The 19941-nt window shown below is 54.4% G+C and carries 20 protein-coding genes; 1 reads left to right on the forward strand and 19 read right to left on the reverse strand.

Translation table 11 applies throughout. The annotated features are described in order from the left end of the window. Positions 1 to 48: 48 nt before the first annotated feature. The 19 genes from ltrA (KJB29_RS17255) to KJB29_RS17345 all read right to left on the reverse strand — a co-directional run bounded on the left by ltrA (KJB29_RS17255) (position 49) and on the right by KJB29_RS17345 (position 18753). Positions 49 to 1749, reverse strand: a complete 1701-nt coding sequence (gene ltrA / locus KJB29_RS17255) for a group II intron reverse transcriptase/maturase (protein ID WP_215735576.1) — start codon at positions 1747 to 1749, stop codon at positions 49 to 51. 594 nt (positions 1750 to 2343) lie between these two features. Further along, positions 2344 to 4323 (reverse strand): DEAD/DEAH box helicase family protein, encoded by a 1980-nt coding sequence (locus KJB29_RS17260; protein WP_246561854.1) that lies wholly within the window; start codon positions 4321 to 4323, stop codon positions 2344 to 2346. Positions 4324 to 4441: 118 nt separating this feature from the next. Beyond that, positions 4442 to 6142, reverse strand: coding sequence for a group II intron reverse transcriptase/maturase (gene ltrA / locus KJB29_RS17265; RefSeq protein ID WP_215735577.1), 1701 nt, complete (start codon positions 6140 to 6142; stop codon positions 4442 to 4444). Positions 6143 to 6730: 588 nt separating this feature from the next. Beyond that, positions 6731 to 7687, reverse strand: coding sequence for a DUF6094 domain-containing protein (locus tag KJB29_RS17270; protein ID WP_246561856.1), 957 nt, complete (start codon positions 7685 to 7687; stop codon positions 6731 to 6733). 93 nt (positions 7688 to 7780) lie between these two features. Then, positions 7781 to 8005 carry a hypothetical protein gene (locus tag KJB29_RS17275; RefSeq protein WP_215735578.1) on the reverse strand — a complete coding sequence of 75 codons (225 nt, stop codon included), beginning with the start codon at positions 8003 to 8005 and terminating at the stop codon, positions 7781 to 7783. Next, on the reverse strand, positions 7977 to 8552 hold the full coding sequence (locus tag KJB29_RS17280; RefSeq protein WP_215735579.1) for a hypothetical protein: 576 nt from the start codon (positions 8550 to 8552) through the stop codon (positions 7977 to 7979). Before KJB29_RS17280 ends, KJB29_RS17275 begins: the two co-directional genes overlap by 29 nt. Then, positions 8549 to 9199 carry a hypothetical protein gene (locus KJB29_RS17285; protein WP_215735580.1) on the reverse strand — a complete coding sequence of 217 codons (651 nt, stop codon included), beginning with the start codon at positions 9197 to 9199 and terminating at the stop codon, positions 8549 to 8551. Before KJB29_RS17285 ends, KJB29_RS17280 begins: the two co-directional genes overlap by 4 nt. A gap of 86 nt (positions 9200 to 9285) precedes the next feature. Continuing rightward, positions 9286 to 11001, reverse strand: coding sequence for a VWA domain-containing protein (locus KJB29_RS17290; protein ID WP_215735581.1), 1716 nt, complete (start codon positions 10999 to 11001; stop codon positions 9286 to 9288). Positions 11002 to 11010: 9 nt separating this feature from the next. Then, on the reverse strand, positions 11011 to 11970 hold the full coding sequence (locus KJB29_RS17295) for a DUF3150 domain-containing protein (RefSeq protein ID WP_215735582.1): 960 nt from the start codon (positions 11968 to 11970) through the stop codon (positions 11011 to 11013). A gap of 81 nt (positions 11971 to 12051) precedes the next feature. Continuing rightward, positions 12052 to 12468, reverse strand: coding sequence for a hypothetical protein (locus KJB29_RS17300; protein WP_215735583.1), 417 nt, complete (start codon positions 12466 to 12468; stop codon positions 12052 to 12054). Further along, positions 12465 to 13406, reverse strand: coding sequence for an AAA family ATPase (locus tag KJB29_RS17305; RefSeq protein WP_215735584.1), 942 nt, complete (start codon positions 13404 to 13406; stop codon positions 12465 to 12467). Before KJB29_RS17305 ends, KJB29_RS17300 begins: the two co-directional genes overlap by 4 nt. Before the next feature lie 93 nt (positions 13407 to 13499). Next, positions 13500 to 13901: a TSCPD domain-containing protein gene (locus tag KJB29_RS17310; RefSeq protein ID WP_215735585.1), complete on the reverse strand. Its 402-nt coding sequence runs from the start codon at positions 13899 to 13901 to the stop codon at positions 13500 to 13502. A 40-nt stretch (positions 13902 to 13941) separates the two neighbouring features. Then, positions 13942 to 14211 carry a hypothetical protein gene (locus tag KJB29_RS17315; protein WP_215735586.1) on the reverse strand — a complete coding sequence of 90 codons (270 nt, stop codon included), beginning with the start codon at positions 14209 to 14211 and terminating at the stop codon, positions 13942 to 13944. After that, positions 14208 to 14408 (reverse strand): hypothetical protein, encoded by a 201-nt coding sequence (locus tag KJB29_RS17320; RefSeq protein WP_215735587.1) that lies wholly within the window; start codon positions 14406 to 14408, stop codon positions 14208 to 14210. Before KJB29_RS17320 ends, KJB29_RS17315 begins: the two co-directional genes overlap by 4 nt. A gap of 85 nt (positions 14409 to 14493) precedes the next feature. Then, positions 14494 to 15468, reverse strand: coding sequence for a PD-(D/E)XK nuclease family protein (locus KJB29_RS17325; protein ID WP_215735588.1), 975 nt, complete (start codon positions 15466 to 15468; stop codon positions 14494 to 14496). Between the two features lie 13 nt (positions 15469 to 15481). After that, positions 15482 to 15646, reverse strand: coding sequence for a hypothetical protein (locus KJB29_RS17330; protein WP_010942798.1), 165 nt, complete (start codon positions 15644 to 15646; stop codon positions 15482 to 15484). A 124-nt stretch (positions 15647 to 15770) separates the two neighbouring features. Then, positions 15771 to 16727 (reverse strand): hypothetical protein, encoded by a 957-nt coding sequence (locus KJB29_RS17335; protein WP_215735589.1) that lies wholly within the window; start codon positions 16725 to 16727, stop codon positions 15771 to 15773. 113 nt (positions 16728 to 16840) lie between these two features. Next, positions 16841 to 17260: a single-stranded DNA-binding protein gene (locus KJB29_RS17340; RefSeq protein ID WP_215735590.1), complete on the reverse strand. Its 420-nt coding sequence runs from the start codon at positions 17258 to 17260 to the stop codon at positions 16841 to 16843. Between the two features lie 572 nt (positions 17261 to 17832). Further along, positions 17833 to 18753, reverse strand: coding sequence for an AraC family transcriptional regulator (locus KJB29_RS17345; protein ID WP_215735591.1), 921 nt, complete (start codon positions 18751 to 18753; stop codon positions 17833 to 17835). A 186-nt stretch (positions 18754 to 18939) separates the two neighbouring features. Here KJB29_RS17345 and KJB29_RS17350 point away from each other — a divergent pair, with 186 nt between their 5' ends. Further along, positions 18940 to 19926 carry an aldo/keto reductase gene (locus KJB29_RS17350; protein ID WP_215735592.1) on the forward strand — a complete coding sequence of 329 codons (987 nt, stop codon included), beginning with the start codon at positions 18940 to 18942 and terminating at the stop codon, positions 19924 to 19926. Positions 19927 to 19941 lie beyond the last annotated feature (15 nt).

The following is a 19941-nucleotide window of genomic DNA, read 5'->3' on the forward strand; positions in this document are numbered from 1 at the left end:
TTTCTTTCCCCCCAAAGAACCGTACGTGCCCCTTTCGAAGCATACGGCTCAGGCCTTTTGTAAGTTTCTCCTTCGAGAAACCGGCTTCTTCACAGTTAACTTTTGGCTGTGAACTTTCCTGTGGCAGTTGATGTGAAGCAACACTCTGTTCTGGTTTCCGTCTTTTCCTCCCTTGGATTTCCATACAACATGATGGCTTTCCCATCCTGTGGTTGCGGTTATCTTTTGGTTGCAGATCGGACAGATACCTTTCTGAAATCTCCAGAGTGCCCGAAGCGCCTTACTTCCACTGAGAGTGTGTTGCATCTTGAAGCCCAACCGCTGCTCAAAATACTCCTCCCACTTAGTGTCGAAGGGATTCGCTTCGGATTTAATCTTCACATGGCGACGTATGGGCACGGAAGTTATGTTACGTAACTCAATTCCGTTCCCGCAGGCGAAAATCCAATCGCGGGAGCCTTTTTGGATGAAGTACTTCCTCTTTACCCATAGAGCTCCTTTCTTTGGATGCCTGCGTTTTGCCCAATTCCACAGGGCTCTCCAAATCCTGTGTTCCATTAACTTGAAGGCATCGCCAGAGACATCGGATGCGTAGTAGTTTGCCCATCCTCTTATGATAGGATTGAGCAAGTTTATCAACGCCGCCTGTCTTGCTGACTTATTCTCCTTCAGGACTTTGCGGACATTCTGTAGTGCATCCAGAATGCTCCGCTTCGATGGCTTTATAAGGAGTTTCCCGCCATACTTGCGGACGTTTTTCCCTAGAAAGTCAAAGCCTTCCTCGATATGGGTGATCTTGGTTTTCTCCTGTGAGAGAACCAACCCTCTGGCGGCCAGGAATTGCTCCACGAGAGGTTTGACCTCGTTTTCCAGCAATTCTTTCGAACAGCCGGTTATCACGAAATCATCCGCATATCTGATCAGATTCACCTTCGGATTGAAACCGTTCTTCCCGTACGTTCTTCTGTACGTTCTGTTCAGTAGGTTTTCTAATCCATCCAGTGTCATGTTAGCCAGGACCGGAGAGATGATGCCTCCTTGGGGTGTCCCAGCCTCTGTAGGAAAGAGAGTCCTTTTGTCGATGAAACCGGCTTTCAGCCACTTATGGAGCATAACTTTGTCCATCGAGACATTATTGATGATCCATTCGTGACTGATGTTGTCAAAGCATCCTTTGATGTCCCCCTCCAGTACCCACTGAGCAGACTTGCCCTTGCCTAATGCTGCAAAACAGGCTTCGATTGCATCTGCACATGACCGTTCCGGCCTGAACCCATAAGAGTTGGGGTCGGCTGTGGTCTCGGCGATTGGTTCCAGTGCCAGCAGATATAGTGCCTGCATAGCTCTGTCTTTCATCGTCGGGATACCCAAAGGGCGACGCTTTCCGTTTGCTTTCGGGATGTAAACCCGCCTCAAGGGTTGTGCTTTGTAGCCACGCTTCTTGAGGGACAACACAGCTTGAGATTTGGACTTAGGAGTTGACCATGTTTCCTTATCAACTCCCGGTGTGTTCTTACCTCGGTTTTCTGTCACTCGTTTGACGGCGATTGCTTTGCCGCTAAATGAGCGGGTCAGTAGGTGCTGCAAGGCTTTCACCTTGCCCCATCTACCTTCCTGGACCGCCTTCACGATACGGGCTTGCAGCCTCCTTACATTTGAATGGGCTTTGCTCCAGTTGATCTGGTGCCATTCCAGTTCCGTAGGAGGCGCACAAACTGTCGCCGTTGAGCTTTCATGTTCAGTTTCCATTTGCTTTCCTCCTTTCGAGAGGTTCTGTAAGTTTTCTCGTGATTAAAGACCCGTCGGAAGTCTGCCCGGTTTCCCGTGGGATAATGTTGCTTGCGCTCAATCCCTATCCACCCCATTACAGGATGGCATTCGCTTTCTCCGACGTCCTTTACCCGCACCTCAATTCGGCTTTCCTTGCGGTCGGCTTACCTGTTTTAGCAGGAGAGATACGGGCTTACCTTGTTCCGCATAAATGACAAGAATGGGTTAGGTCCCGTCTATCCACCGGTAGCTTTGATGCCCATGTATTCCCACTAGAAAAGGGAATAGCCAGCTACATACCTTTTGGTTCAAGCCTGTCAGTGTCTTTGGCTTGTTCTACATCACGGCGTTTAACGACGGTTCACATGTGTTGACCATACCATCCAACCTAGCCCCCAATCCGCATTGACACTTGCAGAATCGGCTTCAACCTCACGGTCTTTGCTTACCTTTTCGGGCGGGGTTACATTGTCCCGATAGCTTCATACCCGGCCGTTACCAGCCACGCATGTATCGGTAGGTTACTGTTGATGGGACAACAGGTTTTCTCTTGTTGCCAAGGAAAACAATCATTTATGCGACTTCAAGTCGCACCTCCAGGGTGTAGGCAAGCTGTAGGGCCTGGACTTCCGAAGAGGTGAGATACCAATAGCGGACGGGACGGACTTCCCCGAACTGGGCCCGATGGATGTCAGCGGTATTGACGCGACGGATTCTGCCGTCTCCCTGTTCGGCCAGCCTGGTATTGGATGTGTAGTCGTACCAGACGAGGTTGTTGAACTGGGAGAGGTTGAGACCCGTGGCGACGCGGTGGAAGGAGACGACAACGACTTGGGCCGTTACCTGCTCGAACCATCCAACCAGCCGTTCAGGTGCAACCGAGTCGGGAAGGATCTCGATGCTGGCACCCTGGACGTTATCCCGAAGGATGCGTTTCAAGACGGGGCGCATGTCGATCTTCTGCGTGTTCCCGGTATAGACCAGTAGACGCTCTCCCCGGTCGATCACCCCTTGGGCGATACCAATCAGTTTTTCTTCTTTTTCCAGCAGCAGCTCCCCGTCGGGAAGCGACAGCCTGTGCAGCGTGCCGAGCGGAGCATCCCGCAACTTCAGTTCGTCGTCGTAATGCCTGAACGTGTCACTGACACGAAGAAAGGCGGCATTACGGACGGCTGCGGCTGCCAAAAGGTCTTCCGGCGGCAAGTCTGCCTTTTCGATGATGTTTTCGATGCTCCGGTGACAGGTTTCCACCAGGGCATGCGCCTGGCACTTGATGACCTCCCGTTCCACCGGGGGCAGATCATCGAAGTCGTCACTGTCCACATTGACGAAGTTGGGGAGCGTGTAGATCAGGGCAGCCGGCGAAATTCCGGCGGTATCGTAGGTGGTGACACGCTCCGATTCTCGGTGGCGGTTCTTCTCATCGGTTTTCCGGACCTCCTTGAAGGCTCCGTACTTGGTCTGGAAATCAGTGGCCGACTTCATTTCCCAACCGGCGTCGCGCATCTGCTGCGGATTCAGCCCCCACAGGATGTTGTAGACGGATTTCGCCATGCCGTTGGTCACGGTGGCGGTAAGGGCGAGCACCCTGGCGGCGGTGGCGGCGAGCCGGATGAACGCGGTCCCCTGATTGCTCATCAGGTTGGCCGCGTTATGGGCTTCGTCGAAGATGGCAAGGTCGAACGGTATCCGCTTCAGGAGCCGAATGTACGGCAACTGCTTGTTGTGGGTCCGGGCTTCCGTGGCGGTGCCGTGTGCTTCGATCTCGCTGATCCAGCGACGATAGGTCATGACCGGGCGGTCATTTTCAGGAATATAGGTAAAGAGCGGTTCGCCGCAATACGAGCACTTGGGTTTGTCACCCTTGCGGATCTTCTCGGTCAGAGGCGAACGGCAGGATGGACAGACCTCCGTGAATTCCACGGAGCTGTGACCATCCTTCTTGACGATGGTTTTGCGACTCCTGATGCATAGCCGGTATTTCGGGTGCATCCTGAGCCGTGTGTAGGCGATCAGGTAGAGACCGTGCGGCCTGGTTGCAGCAAGATCCTTCAGGACTTCCCAGGAGTCGATGACATGCACCTTGAACCCCTCGTTGGCGTATTCCCGTGCCAGTTGGGGGATGAGCTGCGGCTCCGATACCATCACCGTGCGTTTCGCATTGGTCAGGTACTTCACCGCTTTCGCCATCCATGTTTTCCCGGTGCCGGTATTGGCGCGAATACCAATGCCCCGGCGTCCTGAGCGGTAGGCCTTAATGACGGCCTTGACCGCTTCCCGTTGCGGGGGGAGCAGGCCGATCCCCTGTAGTTCATCAACCAGGTATGCTTCATCCTGGCCAATTTCGTGGAGGGGTTGGTAGAGCCGTGAGAGTTTCTGCAGAAGAACCGATGAGAGACGGCTGTTGAGTTCGTAATAGTCGAACCCATGTTCCCGGGCCGGTTTCACGTACCCGTGGCGGTCCATCAGAAATGCTTCGACGGTGGGCTTGCAGACCATCGTCTCGCAGTTGTTCTCCGGATCTTTGAAGGTCTCGTTTTTGGTGATGACCATGAATTTAGCCAGGAAGAAGTCGCCGTTGATGGTGACGGATTCTATGTCGGGTAGGGCGGGGACATTGCTATCCCTTTCCCCCCTAAGAACCGTGCGTGACCCTTTCGAGTCACACGGCTCAAGCCTTTCGTAAGCCCCTTTTGTGAGGAGCCGGTTTCCTTACCGATAGTTTCCGGCTGTGGACTTGATTATGGCAATTGATGTGAAGCAGCACTCTGTTTTGGTTTCCATCCTTTCCGCCTTCGGATTTCCGAATGATATGGTGGTTCGCCCACCCGGTATCAGCGGTTATCTTCTGGTTACAGACAGGGCAGATTCCTTTTTGACTTCGCCAGAGTGCCCGGAGAAGGTTCCTTCCGCTGAGGGAGTTCTGCATTTTGAACCCTAACCGCTTTTCAAAATACTCTTCCCATTCAGGATCGAAAGGATTTGCTCCAGTTTTGATCTTCACATGTCGTTTGATAGGAATTGAGCTAATTTCCAGCAGCTCTTTCCCCTCCGCCGTGGCAAATACCCAGTTTCTGGAGTTCTTCTGGATAAAGTATTTCCTTCTTACCCATTGTTTCCCTTTCTTTGGGTGCCTGCGTTTGGCCCATCGCCATAGGGTTTTCCAGATCTGATAGCTCGCCGTACTAAAGGTTTCCTTGGCGACATCGCTTTTGTGGTAATTTCCCCACCCTCTGATAATCGGATTGAGCAGGCCAATCAGCCGTCCTTGCGGTGCAGTCTTGTTACCTTTAGTGACTTCCCGGATGTTTTCGAGAAATCGCAAAACACTCTTTTTTGATGGTCTTATGAGGAGCTTGCCCTGAAACTTCCGAACATTTTTCCCCAGAAAATCAAAACCATCATCGACATGTGTGATACTGGTTTTCTCTTTCGAGAGAACCAGACCTCTTGTGGCTAGGAATTCTTCCACTACAGGTTTGACTTCATTTTCCAGAAGCTCTTTCGAGGCTCCGGTGATTATGAAATCGTCCGCATATCGAACCAAGTTGACTTTCGGGTGGAAACGTTTCGCGCCCTGGAAAAGTTTGAATCTTCTTGCCAGGAGCGATTCCAGTCCATCGAGAGCCATATTAGCCAGAACCGGAGAAATGATTCCTCCTTGGGGTGTTCCGGCCTCCGTTGGAAAGAGAGTGTTCAATTCGACGAACCCGGCCTTCAGCCATTTCCTAAGAATGTTCCTGTCTATTGGGATGTTTTCCAATAGCCAGTCATGACTGATGTTGTCGAAGCAACCTTTGATGTCTCCCTCCAAAACCCACTGAGCTGTTTCCTTGTTGCCAAGTGCTGTGAAACAGGCTTCAATTGCGTCAGCGCAGCAGCGTTCCGGCCTGAACCCATACGAATTCGGGTCAGCTGTGGTTTCCGCGATGGGTTCCAGGGCCAGCAGATACAACGCCTGCATAGCTCTATCCTTCATCGTTGGAATACCAAGGGGGCGACGTTTTCCGTTTGCTTTAGGGATGTAGATCCTTCTCAAGGGTTGTGGCTTGAATCCACGCCTCTTGAGCGACTTGACCGCATTCGATTTGGATTCCGGTGTTGACCAGGTTACCTTGTCAACGCCTGGTGTCCTTTTCCCGTGATTCTCGGTCACTCGTTTTACGGCTAATGCTTTTCCGCTAAACGAGTGGGTCAGCAGATGTTGTAGGGATTTCACCTTCCCCCATCTGCCTTCCTTGGTTGCCTTCACGATACGGGCTTGCAGCCTCCTTACGTTTGCGTGGCATCTGGACCAATTGATCTGGTGCCAGTCCACATCCGCCGGAGGTGCACAGGCTGTCGCTTCTGAGCGTTCATGTTCAGTCTTCATTTGCTTTCCTCCTTTCAAGAGGTTCTGTAAGTTTTCTCGTGGTGAAAGACCTGTCGGAAGTCTGCCCGGTTTCCCGTGGAGTAACATTTAAACCCCTATCCATCCCATTACAGGACGGCATTCGCTTTTTCCGACTTCCTCTACCCGCACCCCATTCGGGCTTCCTCGCGGTCGCCTTACCTGGTTATCCAGGAGGGATACGGGCTTACCTTGTTCCGCATAAGTAATACGAACGGGTTAGGTTCCGTCTATCCACCGGTAGCTCTAATGCCCATGTATCCCCAAGCCAAAGGGGGATAACCAGCTACTTGCCATTTTGGCCAGGGCTTATCAGTGTCTTTAGCCCATGATGATCACGGTGTTTATCAACGGTTCACTTGATGTTAACCATACCGCTCTAACCTAGCCCCCATTCCACATTGACACTCGCAGAATCGGCCTTGACCTCACGGGCTTGGCTTGCCTGAAAGGCGGGGTACATTGTCCCGATAGCTTCACACCCGGTTGTTGCCAACCACGCATGTATCGGTAGGTTACTGTTGATGGGGCAACAGGTTTCCTCTTGCATGATGCAATGGAAACAATTACTTATGCGACTTCAAGTCGCACCTGGCTGTTCATGGCTGCAAGTTGGACGGCATGCGCCGTTCGCAGGGTTGATATAGGCTGGATGCTGGTGTCGTAGGACGACGGATACTGCCGGTCCAGCACCATGCCTGCCGCTTTGTCGAGCCGGTCCTCGCACTCCCGGTATAACTCCGAGAGGTCGCGGGCCGTCATGAGCGGGCGGTTGCTGCCATTGCTTCCACCAAGGGAAAGAGTCTGGCGTTTGCCCGACACGGTGTACTTCCCCCGTACCGCTCCATCCCCCAGGTTGGCAACGGGCCAACTCTGATAACGCGCATATTGTTTGTAATATTCGCCGCTGTTGTCCTGGTTCTTTGCCAGAAACACGACCACCTGCTTGAAACGGGCGTATTCTTCGCTTTGGAAGGCGTAGGCAAAGGTAAACGTTCCCTGGATGATCTCCAGCAGTCTCCCTTTCAGCTCATACTCGGGAATGATGAGGATCATCACTCCTTCATAGGCCAGCAGCGGAGCCGTCTTTTCCATCCAGGTGACCAGTTCGTTGCCGGCGGCCTTGTTGTAGGGCGGATTCAGCAGGATCAGGTTGAACTTGCCGGAAAGCTCCACGTCGAAGAACGACGAGTTGAGTTTCTGGGTTGTCCCGTGAATCCTGGCGAACCTGCCGGCATCCAGTTCAACGGCATAGGAGAGGATTTCGTGAGGTGAACCGTTGGAGGCGGCAAAACGTCGCTTGAGCCAGCGGGTCACTGTGGTCAGGAATTCGCCTTCACCCGCGCAGGGGTCAAGGACGGATATGGTTTTCAGGGCATTGTAGCGCCGGCTTTTCCAACCGAATGACGGCTCCAGGATATGGAGAACCGTCTGAACGTCGGCTGGAAAGGTCGGGTAGTACCCCTTGTTCAGTTCATTCCCCCGGGTGCGGGAAAACGAGCTGTTGATGGTAGTGGTAAGTTCCATGCCTGTCTCCTTGGCAACAGGGGGCAGGCGGATTGAGGCACACTTGTCCCGTGGGGGAGGTGGTCAATGCCGCCTACCCCGAAGCGGGATAGTTTAGAGGACTTCGGTCGGGGACGTCCCCTGGATCAAACGGTACGTGTCGTAGTTGATCTGGTAGCCGTTCGACTGGATGACCGCCAGCAAGTGATTCCTGGCAGCCTTCATGTCGGCGTCGTCCTCCTTGGTGATGCCGCCGATATTGGCCCGGTCGAGCTCCCGGATTGCGCGGAGAGCGGCTAGCAGGAACTTCTTATCGGTCCTGTTGGCGAGTGTGCTCATGGCGTTCCTCCTTCTCGATGGTGAAATGCGCTGTTGCGGGTGGCATCTTGAGCCCGCCGTACTTGAGCCGGTTGACTATCTCCGACTTGAGTTCGTGGGCCCGGAATTTCCAGCACCGCTTGTTTCCAACAACAGGCTCTATTTCCGTGGATACCTCGTTGAACAGCGCCTCGTACCAATCGCGGTGGACAAACTCCCTTTGATCGAGAATCCTGGTAAAGACCTGGTAGCAATCCGCCTTCGAGGTGCCGATCAGAAAAGACGAGTCGGACGACGGCGTGATATACGCCCCCGAATACCCTTCGCCCATCTTCGGAATTATTCGCAGAGGATGGTTGCTCCAGATGTTGATCGATCTGTCTTCTTTACCGTGGCATTCAAGCGACCCCTTAATGGCCAGAATCTGGGCGAACGCCCGGATCTCCTGGGTGGGGCCGTAGGCGGTGAGATAGAAGAGATTGCGGGCACCGGCTATGGAATCATCCAGGATCAGATCCCGGCAGATGACCGTTGCCGATGCCTTGTCGTTTGCTATGGTGATTTTCATGCTGCACCCCCAACCGCACGGCTCACCTTCACCGTGCGGGGGACCATAATGGTTTCCTCGGCAGCCTCATTGTGTATCGCGAAGTCGATGAAGCGCCGGATGGCGGCTTCGACAGTCCTGTCGAAGTCCCAGACCAGATCCACCAGCGATTTAAGGCTGCAGGTTTCCCAGTCATCGTAGTCACCGGATGGCTCACCAATGGTTTCGCCGGTGGTGTACGGTGTCATGACCGGATGGGTGTAGTTTCGCCGTGGGTGTTTGCAGACTCCGCATACGTCGGTCCCTTCTTCGGCTATCCGGTAGTTTCTCTGGCCGCAGGCGGGACAGTACGACTTATAGCCGGTGTCCTTCCTGCCGCCGTTGTACAGCACCAGGTAACCGCCGCTTCTGCCGTTGCGGTGAATTTGGTAGCGGTAGTGGTTGCGGGCGTTGAATTCAGCGATGGTGTCGTCGAATTCCTCGAACGCCTCTTCGACGTCCAGCAGATCCCATGCTCGGCTGCGGATTTCACTGTCAGGGAATTGGATGCGGTGGAGTTTGATGTTCCGGGAGAATGAGGTTGCCCTGTTCCAACTCGACATGGTGTCGTAGCGCTGGTGGTTTGCGAGAAACGCCATCATCTCCTTGCGTGATCGTGGTTTTGCCATTGATGTCCTCCTTGTCTTGTGGAGAAGGCGGATCACCCCCTGACGGGGAATGATCCGCATCCCCGACGGGTTGGCAGTTGTAGGTGTTATGCGACCAGTTTTTCCCGCAGCAGTTCCAGCAGGGCCGGGGTGAACTGATCGAGGTTCTTGATGATCCGATGGTTGTCGGGCAGGTAGTGTCTGATGCTGTAATCCTGGATACCGATCCCGATCACCTCGATTCCCGACTCCTTCATCCGCTTGATGGCGGCGTGGGTGACGGGGCCATCTCCGGTGTCTCCATCGGAAAAGGCGATGCAGATCTTGCGGGTTTCCCGGCGCAGGCAGAGCTCGCCCCATGCCCACCAAAGTGCATGGCCAAGCCTGGTGCCGCCGGACCCGGTGATGTTGAACCTGCCGTGTTCCGGTTTTTCTCCGAAGCCGACCATGGGGAAGACGCAGTTGTCATGCCCCTTGAAGGTGGCTATAGATGTCCGGACGCCAGGGATGGAATAGAGGGCCTCCGCCGCAACGAAACAGGCGCGTGAAGCTATGCCCATCTTGTTGAGGACGGTTGTGTTGCCCATGCTCCCGGAACTATCCAGAAGCATGCAGACAGCCGTGTTGACTGCCCGTTTTTCCTCTTTCCTGTTGAAGACCCGGGTATCACCGACACGAAGCCGGGTCAGAACACGGGAATCCAGCCGTTGTCCGACACGGGCCGGGGTGGAGCGTTTCTGTTTCGATGCCTGGACGAGCCCCTGAAGGCGGGCCCGCAGAGCTGCCGTATGGACACGAAGAGCTGAGATGTCATCGTAGCCGCTGGCGTTTCGCAGTGGTTGGGCGGACGGCAGCCGTGGTGCAACTGCTCCAGACCCGTTGAATAAGCTTTCGGTTGCGTTCTGACAGAGCAGTTCGGCAAGCTTCTCACCAACGTTTCCGTAAGAGCCGATGCTCTTGCCGGACAGTGCTTCCGAGATGGCCTGCCGGGCTGTTTCAAGTGATGCGCCCGATTGACCCGGAGTTTGCTGCCCGGAAGACGCGCCATTGACAGAATGGCGTGAAGGCTGCGATGACGCTTGCTGCATGCCACCGTCCTTCGTCTGTTGACCACCATTTGTGTTCGTGGCGTTCTTCTGTGGCGATTGACCACCCTGATTCCCCTGGCCGGTATTTCCGTTATTGCCGGAAGCACGCTGAGGGGTTTGGGATTGGCCTTTTTCCTGTTCCTGTGCGACGTTCCCGATGAGCTTCATCAATTCATAGCGAAGCGCCGCTGTCTCGCGGGTTGACCGAAGAGTTCCGGTCCGACCCAGAAGCTGTACCGCCTGGTTGAAATGCTTACCAAGGATCTGCCGGACCAATGGTTCGGCGCTGTCCCTGGTTTGCCGCATCGAATCATGGCCCAGCACCGTGATGCGGGTCAGTGCCATGATCCAGGAAAGAATGCTCTGGGATGGATGGGATGGGTCCGGTTTGAACGCGCCATGCTGTTCAACCAGGATGCGCGTCAGTTCACGGAGGTTGGCGATGCAGCCGGGATACTCCCAGCCGATTGCCTGCTCGATCCTGACATCTTCCAGAATATTGAGTAGATCCCCCGCGAAATTATCCGTCAACTGAACGGAAAAGTCGGTGTACCGGACGTGCGCAGCTTCATGGTCGATATAGCCATGGGCAAGCGCTTCAGCATGATCTCCCGACACGACCGGGATGGTTATTTCCTTCCCGCTGGTACAGGCAATCTGTCCGGCAATGGTTACGGTCACATCGTATTTCCGGCCGAGGACCTTGGCGATCAGGGCGAGAGGACGTGCTTTCATGGTGTCCTCCTACCAGAACCAGACAGCCGGGGCTTCAACCTGTTTTGCCGGCTGTGGTCTTCTCGTGATGGTCTTTGTCGGAGTGATGCTCGGTGAGGCAGGGTCGACTTCAGGTTCGGGGAGAGGTTGCAGCATCTCATCCCGTTCCTCGGTCGTGATGAAACCGGCAATATCGGACAGCTCGCACAGTACTCCGACCAGGCTCATCAGGGTTGCCCCGGTAACAGGTCCTGATCTGGGTACGGTGGCGAGCGCCGCGTTCACGTTGGCAACGAGGGCGCTGATCTTGTCAGGGCCTACGAAGCTGAGGCTGGAGAGTTTGTCGAGAATCGACTTTAGGGGACGAAGTGCCTTCCGGGTCACGGAAGTTCGCCCCCGGTACGATTCTTCCCAGGTAGATTTTGCCAGGGCGCCGATCTCATGGATCAGTTGATCCGCAAGGCCTTCGACCTGACGTTCCAGTGGTTGTGTGGCTGAAACCGCTTCACCAGGAGCTTCCACTTTGAAGGCGGTAAACCCGCAGGCAAGTCGTTCCGCGACACGGCTGGCCGGCTCAACGGCACGGGCGACGATCTCCGACCATTCGCCAGCTTCGGCGAGCCAGTCTTTGAGATTGTCGTCGTATGCCGACAGAAAGTCAGTCTTTGCCGTGGCAAAGCTTTGTTCGATCTGTTCCATCTTCTCCATGAGGGGAATCAGCTTTTCCTCGGGAATGGCATAGCCGCCGAGGAATCGGACTCCCACCTCCTCGCAGGCGCGTTCGGCCTGGCGCTTCAGGGTGGCGAACACCTTGAGGGCATCAGGGGCGAAGATGCGCTTGGAACCGAGTGAGGCGAGTTTGTCGGGTGGCAGATTCGCCCCCTTGAGGTCTTCCGGTCGGAGTTTCTTCTTGCCGGACCAGACGGAGAAGCTGAGATGAACCAGGACAAGGCCCTGGAGGACCTTGGTGATGGTGGTTTGGCTGTTCATGATGTCTCCTTTCGAGGGTAGGTCATCCGGAAGGAGACTTCTCCCCGAGGGAGTTGGTCTCCCCCGGTGGGGTTGTAGTGATTACCAGAACCAGGTTTTCGGACCGTCACCGCCTATTTCAGGTGCCGGAACTGTTGGTTCAGGTTGCTTGGATGGTTGCGGCTTTGCGGCTACATCTTCATGGGGTAGGGGAGGGGAGAGCAGATCCTTCCAGACGTCGGGTGTGATGCCGCTGGCATACTGATACCCGTCGCCGTTGACCTGCGCCGCTTCCTTACGGGTCATGAGATTGCTGGCTGTGCGATAGTCGCGAAGGCATTCGCCACCTTTGAGGATACCGAGACGCATGATTGTGCCCCGGCGTCCATAGCGGTACAGGACGTCGAAACAACCGTCATCCCGCTCGAATACCGCCAAATGGTAGACCTTGTCGTGGTTTCTGATCCTGTCCAGCAGGTGCAGATCCACGGAGGATTTGATGCACCTGTATTTGGTCATGGCGTCCTCCTGTCACCGAAATGCCGCTGCAATACCGCATGCAGGGCGGTTCGGGTGTCGGGTTCAGCCCGGAAGCCGAGTGCCCGGTCGAAGGCCTTGGTCAATGTTTCGCCGTTGGACATGCCTTGACTTGCCGCGGCCCGTGCCTGGAAGGCGGTGATACGTGCCCACCTGGTCAGGGTTCGGGTCGAAAGCGTGACTTCCGCTTCACCCTTGATGAACAGGGCGCGGATTTCGTTGGCGATGTCCACCATGCGGTCTCTGATGTCGCTGCCTACCGATGGAGCTACCTCGGTCAGGATTTTCTTTTCGATCTCCGGATCGGGATAACCGACCTCGATCATGTAGAAGCGGTCCAGGAAGGCCAGGTTCTGCCGCAGAATCCCCTGATAGAGACCAGTGGCGTCACCGGCTCCGTTGGAATTGGCGGTGGCGATGAAACGGAAATCCGAATGTGCCGTCACCACTTCTCCCGTTTCCGGAATGGTGATAGAGCGGCCTTCGGCAACTCCGTTCAGCCCAGCTGCAGTGGACGGGTCGAGCAGATCGATTTCATCGATCAGGAACCAGCCACCTTCTTTCATGGCAATGATGAGCGGCCCATGCACAAAATCCATTCCTCCGCCGGCATTGAGCCGATAGCCGCCGATCAGTTCCGGTGTTTCCAGCCGGGAATGGGCGACAACGTTCCAGAGGGGGATACTGAGCCGTGCTGCGACCTCGATGATGACGGAGGACTTGCCGCAGCCGGTGGGGCCGGTGAGGTAGAGTGACCGTTCACCCAACAGATACCAGGTGAACAGGTCGGACAGGGTGGCCTGACGGAAGATGTACTGCTCGTCCGCCGGTGGAACAGCGTGGTGTCCCGGTGTCCTGCCTTTGATGGTTACCGTTTTGGGCGCATCGATTTTGAACGTGCTCCTGATTTCGTAGTTCATGTCTGCCTCCTGTGCAGGGTTGTCCCGACACGGAGACAGACCACCCCGCAGGGATGTCTATGCTCCCTGCCAGGTGTTGCTATTGGATTGGTATCAGATGAAGTCGTGAGTGCTGGCATTTGCTTCAGCCAGAGCTGCTTCTTCGATCAGCTCGTTGATGTCGCGGCCCGTTTCCAGATGCGCGAGCACAAAACGGATCGATTCAGCAACGCTGTTGAGACAGGTATTGCTTCCGAGGTGACAGCCTATGCCGCTCAAGGCTTTGAAAGCATCGGTCGGCTCAAGTCCCGAACGGAGTCCGTAGGAGACCAGGCGAGCGATACCGTCTGCCATGGCGGAACCACATCCTCCGGCCTTGCCGAAACGGATGAATACTTCCATTGGTGTTGCTGTTGTCGGGCACAGGGTTACCGTGGTGTAGATCTTGCCGCAGGATGACCGGCGTTCGATGGTGAAGCCGCTGGCAGCCTTGGGCCGTGGAGTTTTCGGGCTCATGATGGCCTCCTTGTGATGGCGGTAATCTGCCGTGAAATGTCTACAGGGGAGGTGGTACCCTCCATGCGGTGATAATCCTGGGAGAGCCGTTGACCAGTCGGGCAACGACCAGCACCCCCTTGTACCTGAACTTGAGTGGCTTACTGTTGAGGAGCGGCAGAAGGTGACGGACGCCTTCGACTGCCTCCAGTGGGATATCCCGTTCCAGAAAGCGGTTGGCGCCGTGCAGTGACAGGTTTACGTCATTCAGGACGGCATCCGGTATGACCGCTTCCTCGTCGGAATAGATCGTGATGGTTGACTCGATCATCCGCGTACCTCCTCCCAGCCGGCGGGATATTCCCTCGGTTCAGGCGGAACGGCGGCGATCATGACAAACAGAAAGATTGCTGCCATGAGGATCAGCGTCACAATGGTGTGCAGGGCCTCTTTCAGGTTTTCTTTTCTGTTTGTCAGAGAGAATGATTTAAGGTCGGGCGGCAATGTGCCGGTACGGTATGCTTTCATCGGTAATCTCCTTTCACTGGGGCAGACACGCCTCCACGAAGGGAGATTTCCCATGGGGAGCGTGATGCCCCCTGGTGGGGTTTGGTCAGGCCGCTTGAGATGCGAGCGGCGTGAATGGCTTGATTTCAAGTTTGACGTAACCAGACTTCGGTTTCGTCACTTGATCGTAGATATCGGGGTAGTTCCTCTTGAGCTTGGTGCCGTCGACGGTTATCGAATCAGCCACTGACGTGACATTGATCAGGATACCGTTTGAGGCCCCTTTGAACGTGCCATCCGCAAAGGTGAGGATGTCGTTTTTCAGTACCTCCAGTCGAGCGTCGATCTTTTTCTTCTGCTCGTTCAGTTGCAGGTATTTCCTGCCGGTTTCCAGAACCTCCTGTGGGAGATCCATACCGACGGCATGGGAAGGACAGCCGGTGCGAAACGGACAATAGCCGCAGAGTATACCCGGCTCGGTTCGAGGTGCACATTCGCCCCGCGTTGCCGCAAGGATATGCTGACCTTTTTCCATAAGCTGATTGAACACCAGCTTGTTTGGCGCATAGCTGTTGAATTCCCGGTACGTTCCCGCATTGAGGTCGACCACCAGGATCGATCCGCCGATTTCCACCTCCGGATCGAGGGTGAGTTGCAGCAGGCCCATCTGGACATGCAGTTGATCCACCCAGGATGCATAGGGTTCGTCGGGAATACCGTCGGTCGACTTCATCTCCACGATGTGCAGCCGTTTTGTCTGCCGGTTCGCATAGAACAGGAAGTCGATATGACACCTGATCTCGGGGAACTGCGGATGCTTTACTTCGACTTCTTCATTGAAGAGGGCACCGCCGGTCCTGAAGAACTCGGCATACATGGCTTGCGCAGCGTGACCACGGGAAAATCGGAGGAGTGTCTTGATGTCATGACCTTCCGGGGACTGTTTGCCAAGAGCCGCTTTCCGCGGACAGCCGGCAATGTCGGAGGCTCCGACGTACCCGGTACGGTCGCCAAGGTGAGATGACTGTTTCTGTTGATGGGTCGGAATAGCCCGTCCCAGAAATGCAGCGAGTTTGCTCATGGCTGTCTCCTTTTCAGATCAGAAACGGTAAGGTCCCGACTGCGGTGAGCAGGGAACCGAAAATAACGCCGGCAATGATCCTGGTGACATCGATGCTGATCTGTCGCTCCTTAACGGGCGCATAGACCGGCACCTGACAGCCTTTGATTGTAACGTGCTTGATGATGTGGGTAGTCATGATCTTGTCTCCTTGTCTGTGGGTTGTACCCGGCAGAGGAGACAAGACACCCCCGGTAGGGAGAAAGTCGTTGTCTCCCTGCAGAGGTTGGTTGTGAGTGGGGTTCAGTCTGGAACGTCAGGCACTACCGGTACTGCCAGCATTTGCCTTTGCCGTCCCATTTGAATCCGTGGTCTTTCAGCCATTGGCGGGCTGAGGTGTCGTTGAAGTCTGGGAAGGCGGAGATCTCCGATTCGTCTGCGGAGAGTTCCATCCTGATCCCCTTGGCCGTCAGATACCCGATGATCTCAGAAGTCGAAACGGGTTCGGCTTCGTGGGATGATTGGCTGCTGTCCGGTTTGGGACCCTGCGAAGTTCCGGAGGTGGTGCTGGTGCTGCCGGCACTGTTCCCTCCGTTGTTTTCCGTCTGTCCGTAAAGGTCAGGATCTTCCTCGATGTCCTGGGTGAAGATGTCCGAGGCAGCGGTCGAGGTAAGTACTGCATCCACCAAGCCGCGTTTTTTGGCCATTTTCAGGCAGGTGTTGTAAAAATCTGCAGGATTGTCGTGTTCGACTTTCTCTCCCTGTCTGGCGATTTTCCAGTTGCCGCTGTCATCCTTTTTTGCGCTGAAGCCGCGTCCACCAATGATCTCTTGCGCCTTTGCCGGGTTCTCCTTGCGGATATCCCAGTAATCCTTCGGCACCGGCTTGTTTGTCAGTTCAACTGGCCCGACACGGAAACGATACTTGCTTTCCATTGTCGAACACGAACCGACACCGGTACCGAGACGCTGGCCTGCTGGTGAGTAGAGCGTCACCTTGATGCGATACTCACGATGGCCGAGATGCAGGTCGATGGTTTCCACATCCACGTCGTTTGCCAGTCTGAAGGTCAGCATGAGCTTTTCGGCGCCCGGTTTGAGAAGAACTGCTTTGTCTCCGCAGCCGGGAATGGTGCCGTAATGCTCGCCTGATTTCATGACGTCACGCATGACGTACTGGATCAGGTTTACCTGCGCCTTCAGTTCACTAATGTTGACGGCGTGGTGAGTGAGGGATGATGCGGTGGGGCTGATGGGAATGATTTGAGCTGGTGCGTGCATCTGTCTGTCTCCTTTTCTGTGGGTTGTGTCCGACAGAGAAGACAGACCAATCCCTTTGGGGATTTGGTAATGTCTCCCCCAGGGACTGTTGAATTGTGGTTCCTGGTTGCTACCTAGAACGGATCGGTTTCATCATGCGGAATGTCCTCATGTGCCTGGCTGCTTGATGGCTGGTCGTCACTCCCGTCGGGAATGCTGCCATTTTTACTGCCCAGCATAAGAAGCTTGTCGCCGATGATCTCGGTTGTGTAGCGATCTTTACCGTCCCGGTCCTGCCATTTGCGAGTCTTGAGTTTGCCGTCGAGGTAGACACTTTTCCCTTTTGACAGGTACTCGCCAGCTACTTCTGCGAGACGTGCGTAAAGGACGATGTTGTGCCACTCGGTCCGGACCTCCCATTCTCCGCTTTTGTTCTTTACCTTCTCACTGGTCGCGAGCGAAAAACTTGCGACAGCAGTGCCTCCTGGTGTGTACCTGATTTCAGGATCACGACCCAGGTTGCCGATGAGTTCCACGCGGTTCAAACTTGCCATACTGCCTCCTTGTTGGTTTTCCCGAAGCAAAGAGACAGATGTCTGTCCCGTAGGGAGAGAACAAAATGTCTCCCGGTCGGGATGTGGTGAAAATATCCGCCGCTTACAAGGCTTGTCGCGGATGCTGAGCAATAAAAAACCCACTCCGGCAATTGCCAGAACGGGTCGATATTCTGCGGTATATGTGTGTGCTCCAGAAATTGGACGCACTACTGCTTGGATTTACGTCGTTTTACCCAAACGACTGATCGGCTGGCACGTATGCCTTCCGAATCTCATCCGGACAGGGGCAACAGCAGCCTGGTCTATCCGGGAACTCATCCCTGCCGGGGCGATTCTTCCTCGGGCTTTCCGAAGAAGTTTGTCCGGAAGCACACTGTGGCTTGCGGAGTCTCTTTCTATGAAAGAGTCTAAAATATACGTGTTTGATAGCAGATCACAACTTCATGTGTCAATAGCAAAATGTACTTGTAACTAACTGTAAATGCGCTGAAACATCCTGAAACAAATGTCTTATTGACGACTGATTGTTCAAGCTAAGTAATTCCGTACTTTTAATGCGGAACTTTTATCTATCCTCCAGCGGACATCTGACGGAGTTTAGAAACATCACGTAACGGCGGCGCACCGAACATGCGGTTGTACTCACGGTTGAACTGGGAAGGACTTTCGTAGCCGACCTGAAAGGCAGCGTTTGCGGCATCCATGCGTTCAGCCAGCATGAGTCGCCTGGCTTCCTGCAGTCGCAACTGCTTCTGGAATTGCAACGGACTAAGAGCGGTCAGCGACCGGAAATGATGATGAAACGTTGAAGTACTCATGTTGGCCTGCGCAGCAAGCTCTTCCATGCTTATGGCTTCAGCGTAATTGTTCTTCAACCAACCAATAGCCTTGGAAATCTGTTGGCTCTTACTCCCAGCCGTAGCTATCTGACGTAACCGCTCACCTTGATCTCCCACCAGAAGACGATAGATTATCTCGCGTTGAATGACAGGCGCCAGGATCGGTATGTCCTTTTCGTCGTTAAGAAGATCAATTAACCGGATAAAAGCGTTAACAAGCTGGAGTGTTACCTCGCCAGTTGCCATACCACGGCTTGACTGTTGAGGTCTTGGCTGAGGCAGATTACTGTCCACCATCAGTTGTGACACTTCGCGCAGATCAAACTTCAACCTGAGCCCAAGATACGGCTTCTCCGGACTTGCATCTATAATCTGTACAATTGTGGGGAGATGCACGGACGTGATCAGAAAGTGGTGCGCGTCATATACATACGTGTCGTCTCCAAGAATGACCCGTTTCGCCCCTTGAACTGCCATACAGATGCTCGGTTCGTACATGCCGCTGATCGGTTCGGTTGGCTCATCCCGCCGAAAAAGTGACAAACCAGTGACTCCAGTTGTATGCAGTTCGCCTTTTTCGGTGCATCGAGCAATGCTCTCCCCCAAAGCATCAATAGCGACTTCTAAGTTTTTATTGCCAATATCCTGCATATTTGCCTCCTTGCCGGCTATTTCGTCTGATTAAATACTATCTGACCGCTTATGGCGTTACAATATTTTTCCAGTGATATGCACGATTAGGCAATAAATCAACAGGATCGTTCTATCGCCTATTTCTTGTCGGGATGTAGGATACAATCATCAGCAGGTTGGCTGAACAGATGAAAGGAGAAAGAAATGCAAAAGCGAAAACTTGGAAATAGTGGATTGGAAGTTTCGGCCATAGGACTTGGATGTATGGGTATGAGCTTCGGTTACGGGGCGCCCAAAGAAAAGCAGGAGATGATTTCGCTTATCCGGACAGCCGTTGAACGTGGTGTCACATTCTTTGATACCGCTGAAGTCTATGGACCGTTCACCAACGAGGAACTCGTAGGCGAAGCCCTCGCACCGTTTCGCGATCAGGTGGTCATCGCCACCAAGTTCGGTTTCGATTGTGACAGCGGCAAACAGGGCGTTCTAAACAGTCAGCCGGCGCACATCAAGCAGGTCGTCGAGGCATCACTCAAACGGCTCAGGACGGACACGATTGACCTGCTCTATCAGCATCGCGTTGACCCGAATGTGCCCATTGAAGACGTGGCCGGGACCGTGAAGGAGCTGATTCAGCAAGGCAAGGTCAAACACTTCGGACTGTCCGAAGCCGGGGCTCAAACCATCCGTCGCGCCCATGCCGTCCAGCCGGTCACTGCGCTCCAAAGCGAATACTCGCTCTGGTGGAGAGAGCCGGAAGCGGACATATTGCCGACCCTGGAAGAACTCGGCATCGGATTCGTTCCCTTCAGTCCTTTGGGTAAAGGCTTTCTCACAGGAAAGATCACCGAGGAAACGAAATTTGACAGTACCGATTTCCGCAATCAGGTGCCCCGTTTTAGCGAGGAGAATAGAAAGGCAAATCAGGTCCTGGTTGATCTGATCGGTCGATTTGCGGAACAGAAAAAAGTAACCCCCGCTCAGGTCGCCCTGGCCTGGCTCTTGGCCCAGAAACCGTGGATTGTGCCGATTCCCGGCACCACGAAACTACATCGCTTGCATGAGAACATCGGAGGCGCATCAGTTCAACTTGCTCCGGAAGATTTGCGCGAGATTGAAAGCGCAGCAGCAAAAATCACGCTACAAGGTGCGCGCTACCCGAAAAACTTGCAGAAGCTGGTTGGACGCTGATCCAGGAGAGAACAG

It is taken from the genome of Geobacter grbiciae (genome assembly GCF_018531165.1).
GTDB lineage: Bacteria > Desulfobacterota > Desulfuromonadia > Geobacterales > Geobacteraceae > Geobacter > Geobacter metallireducens.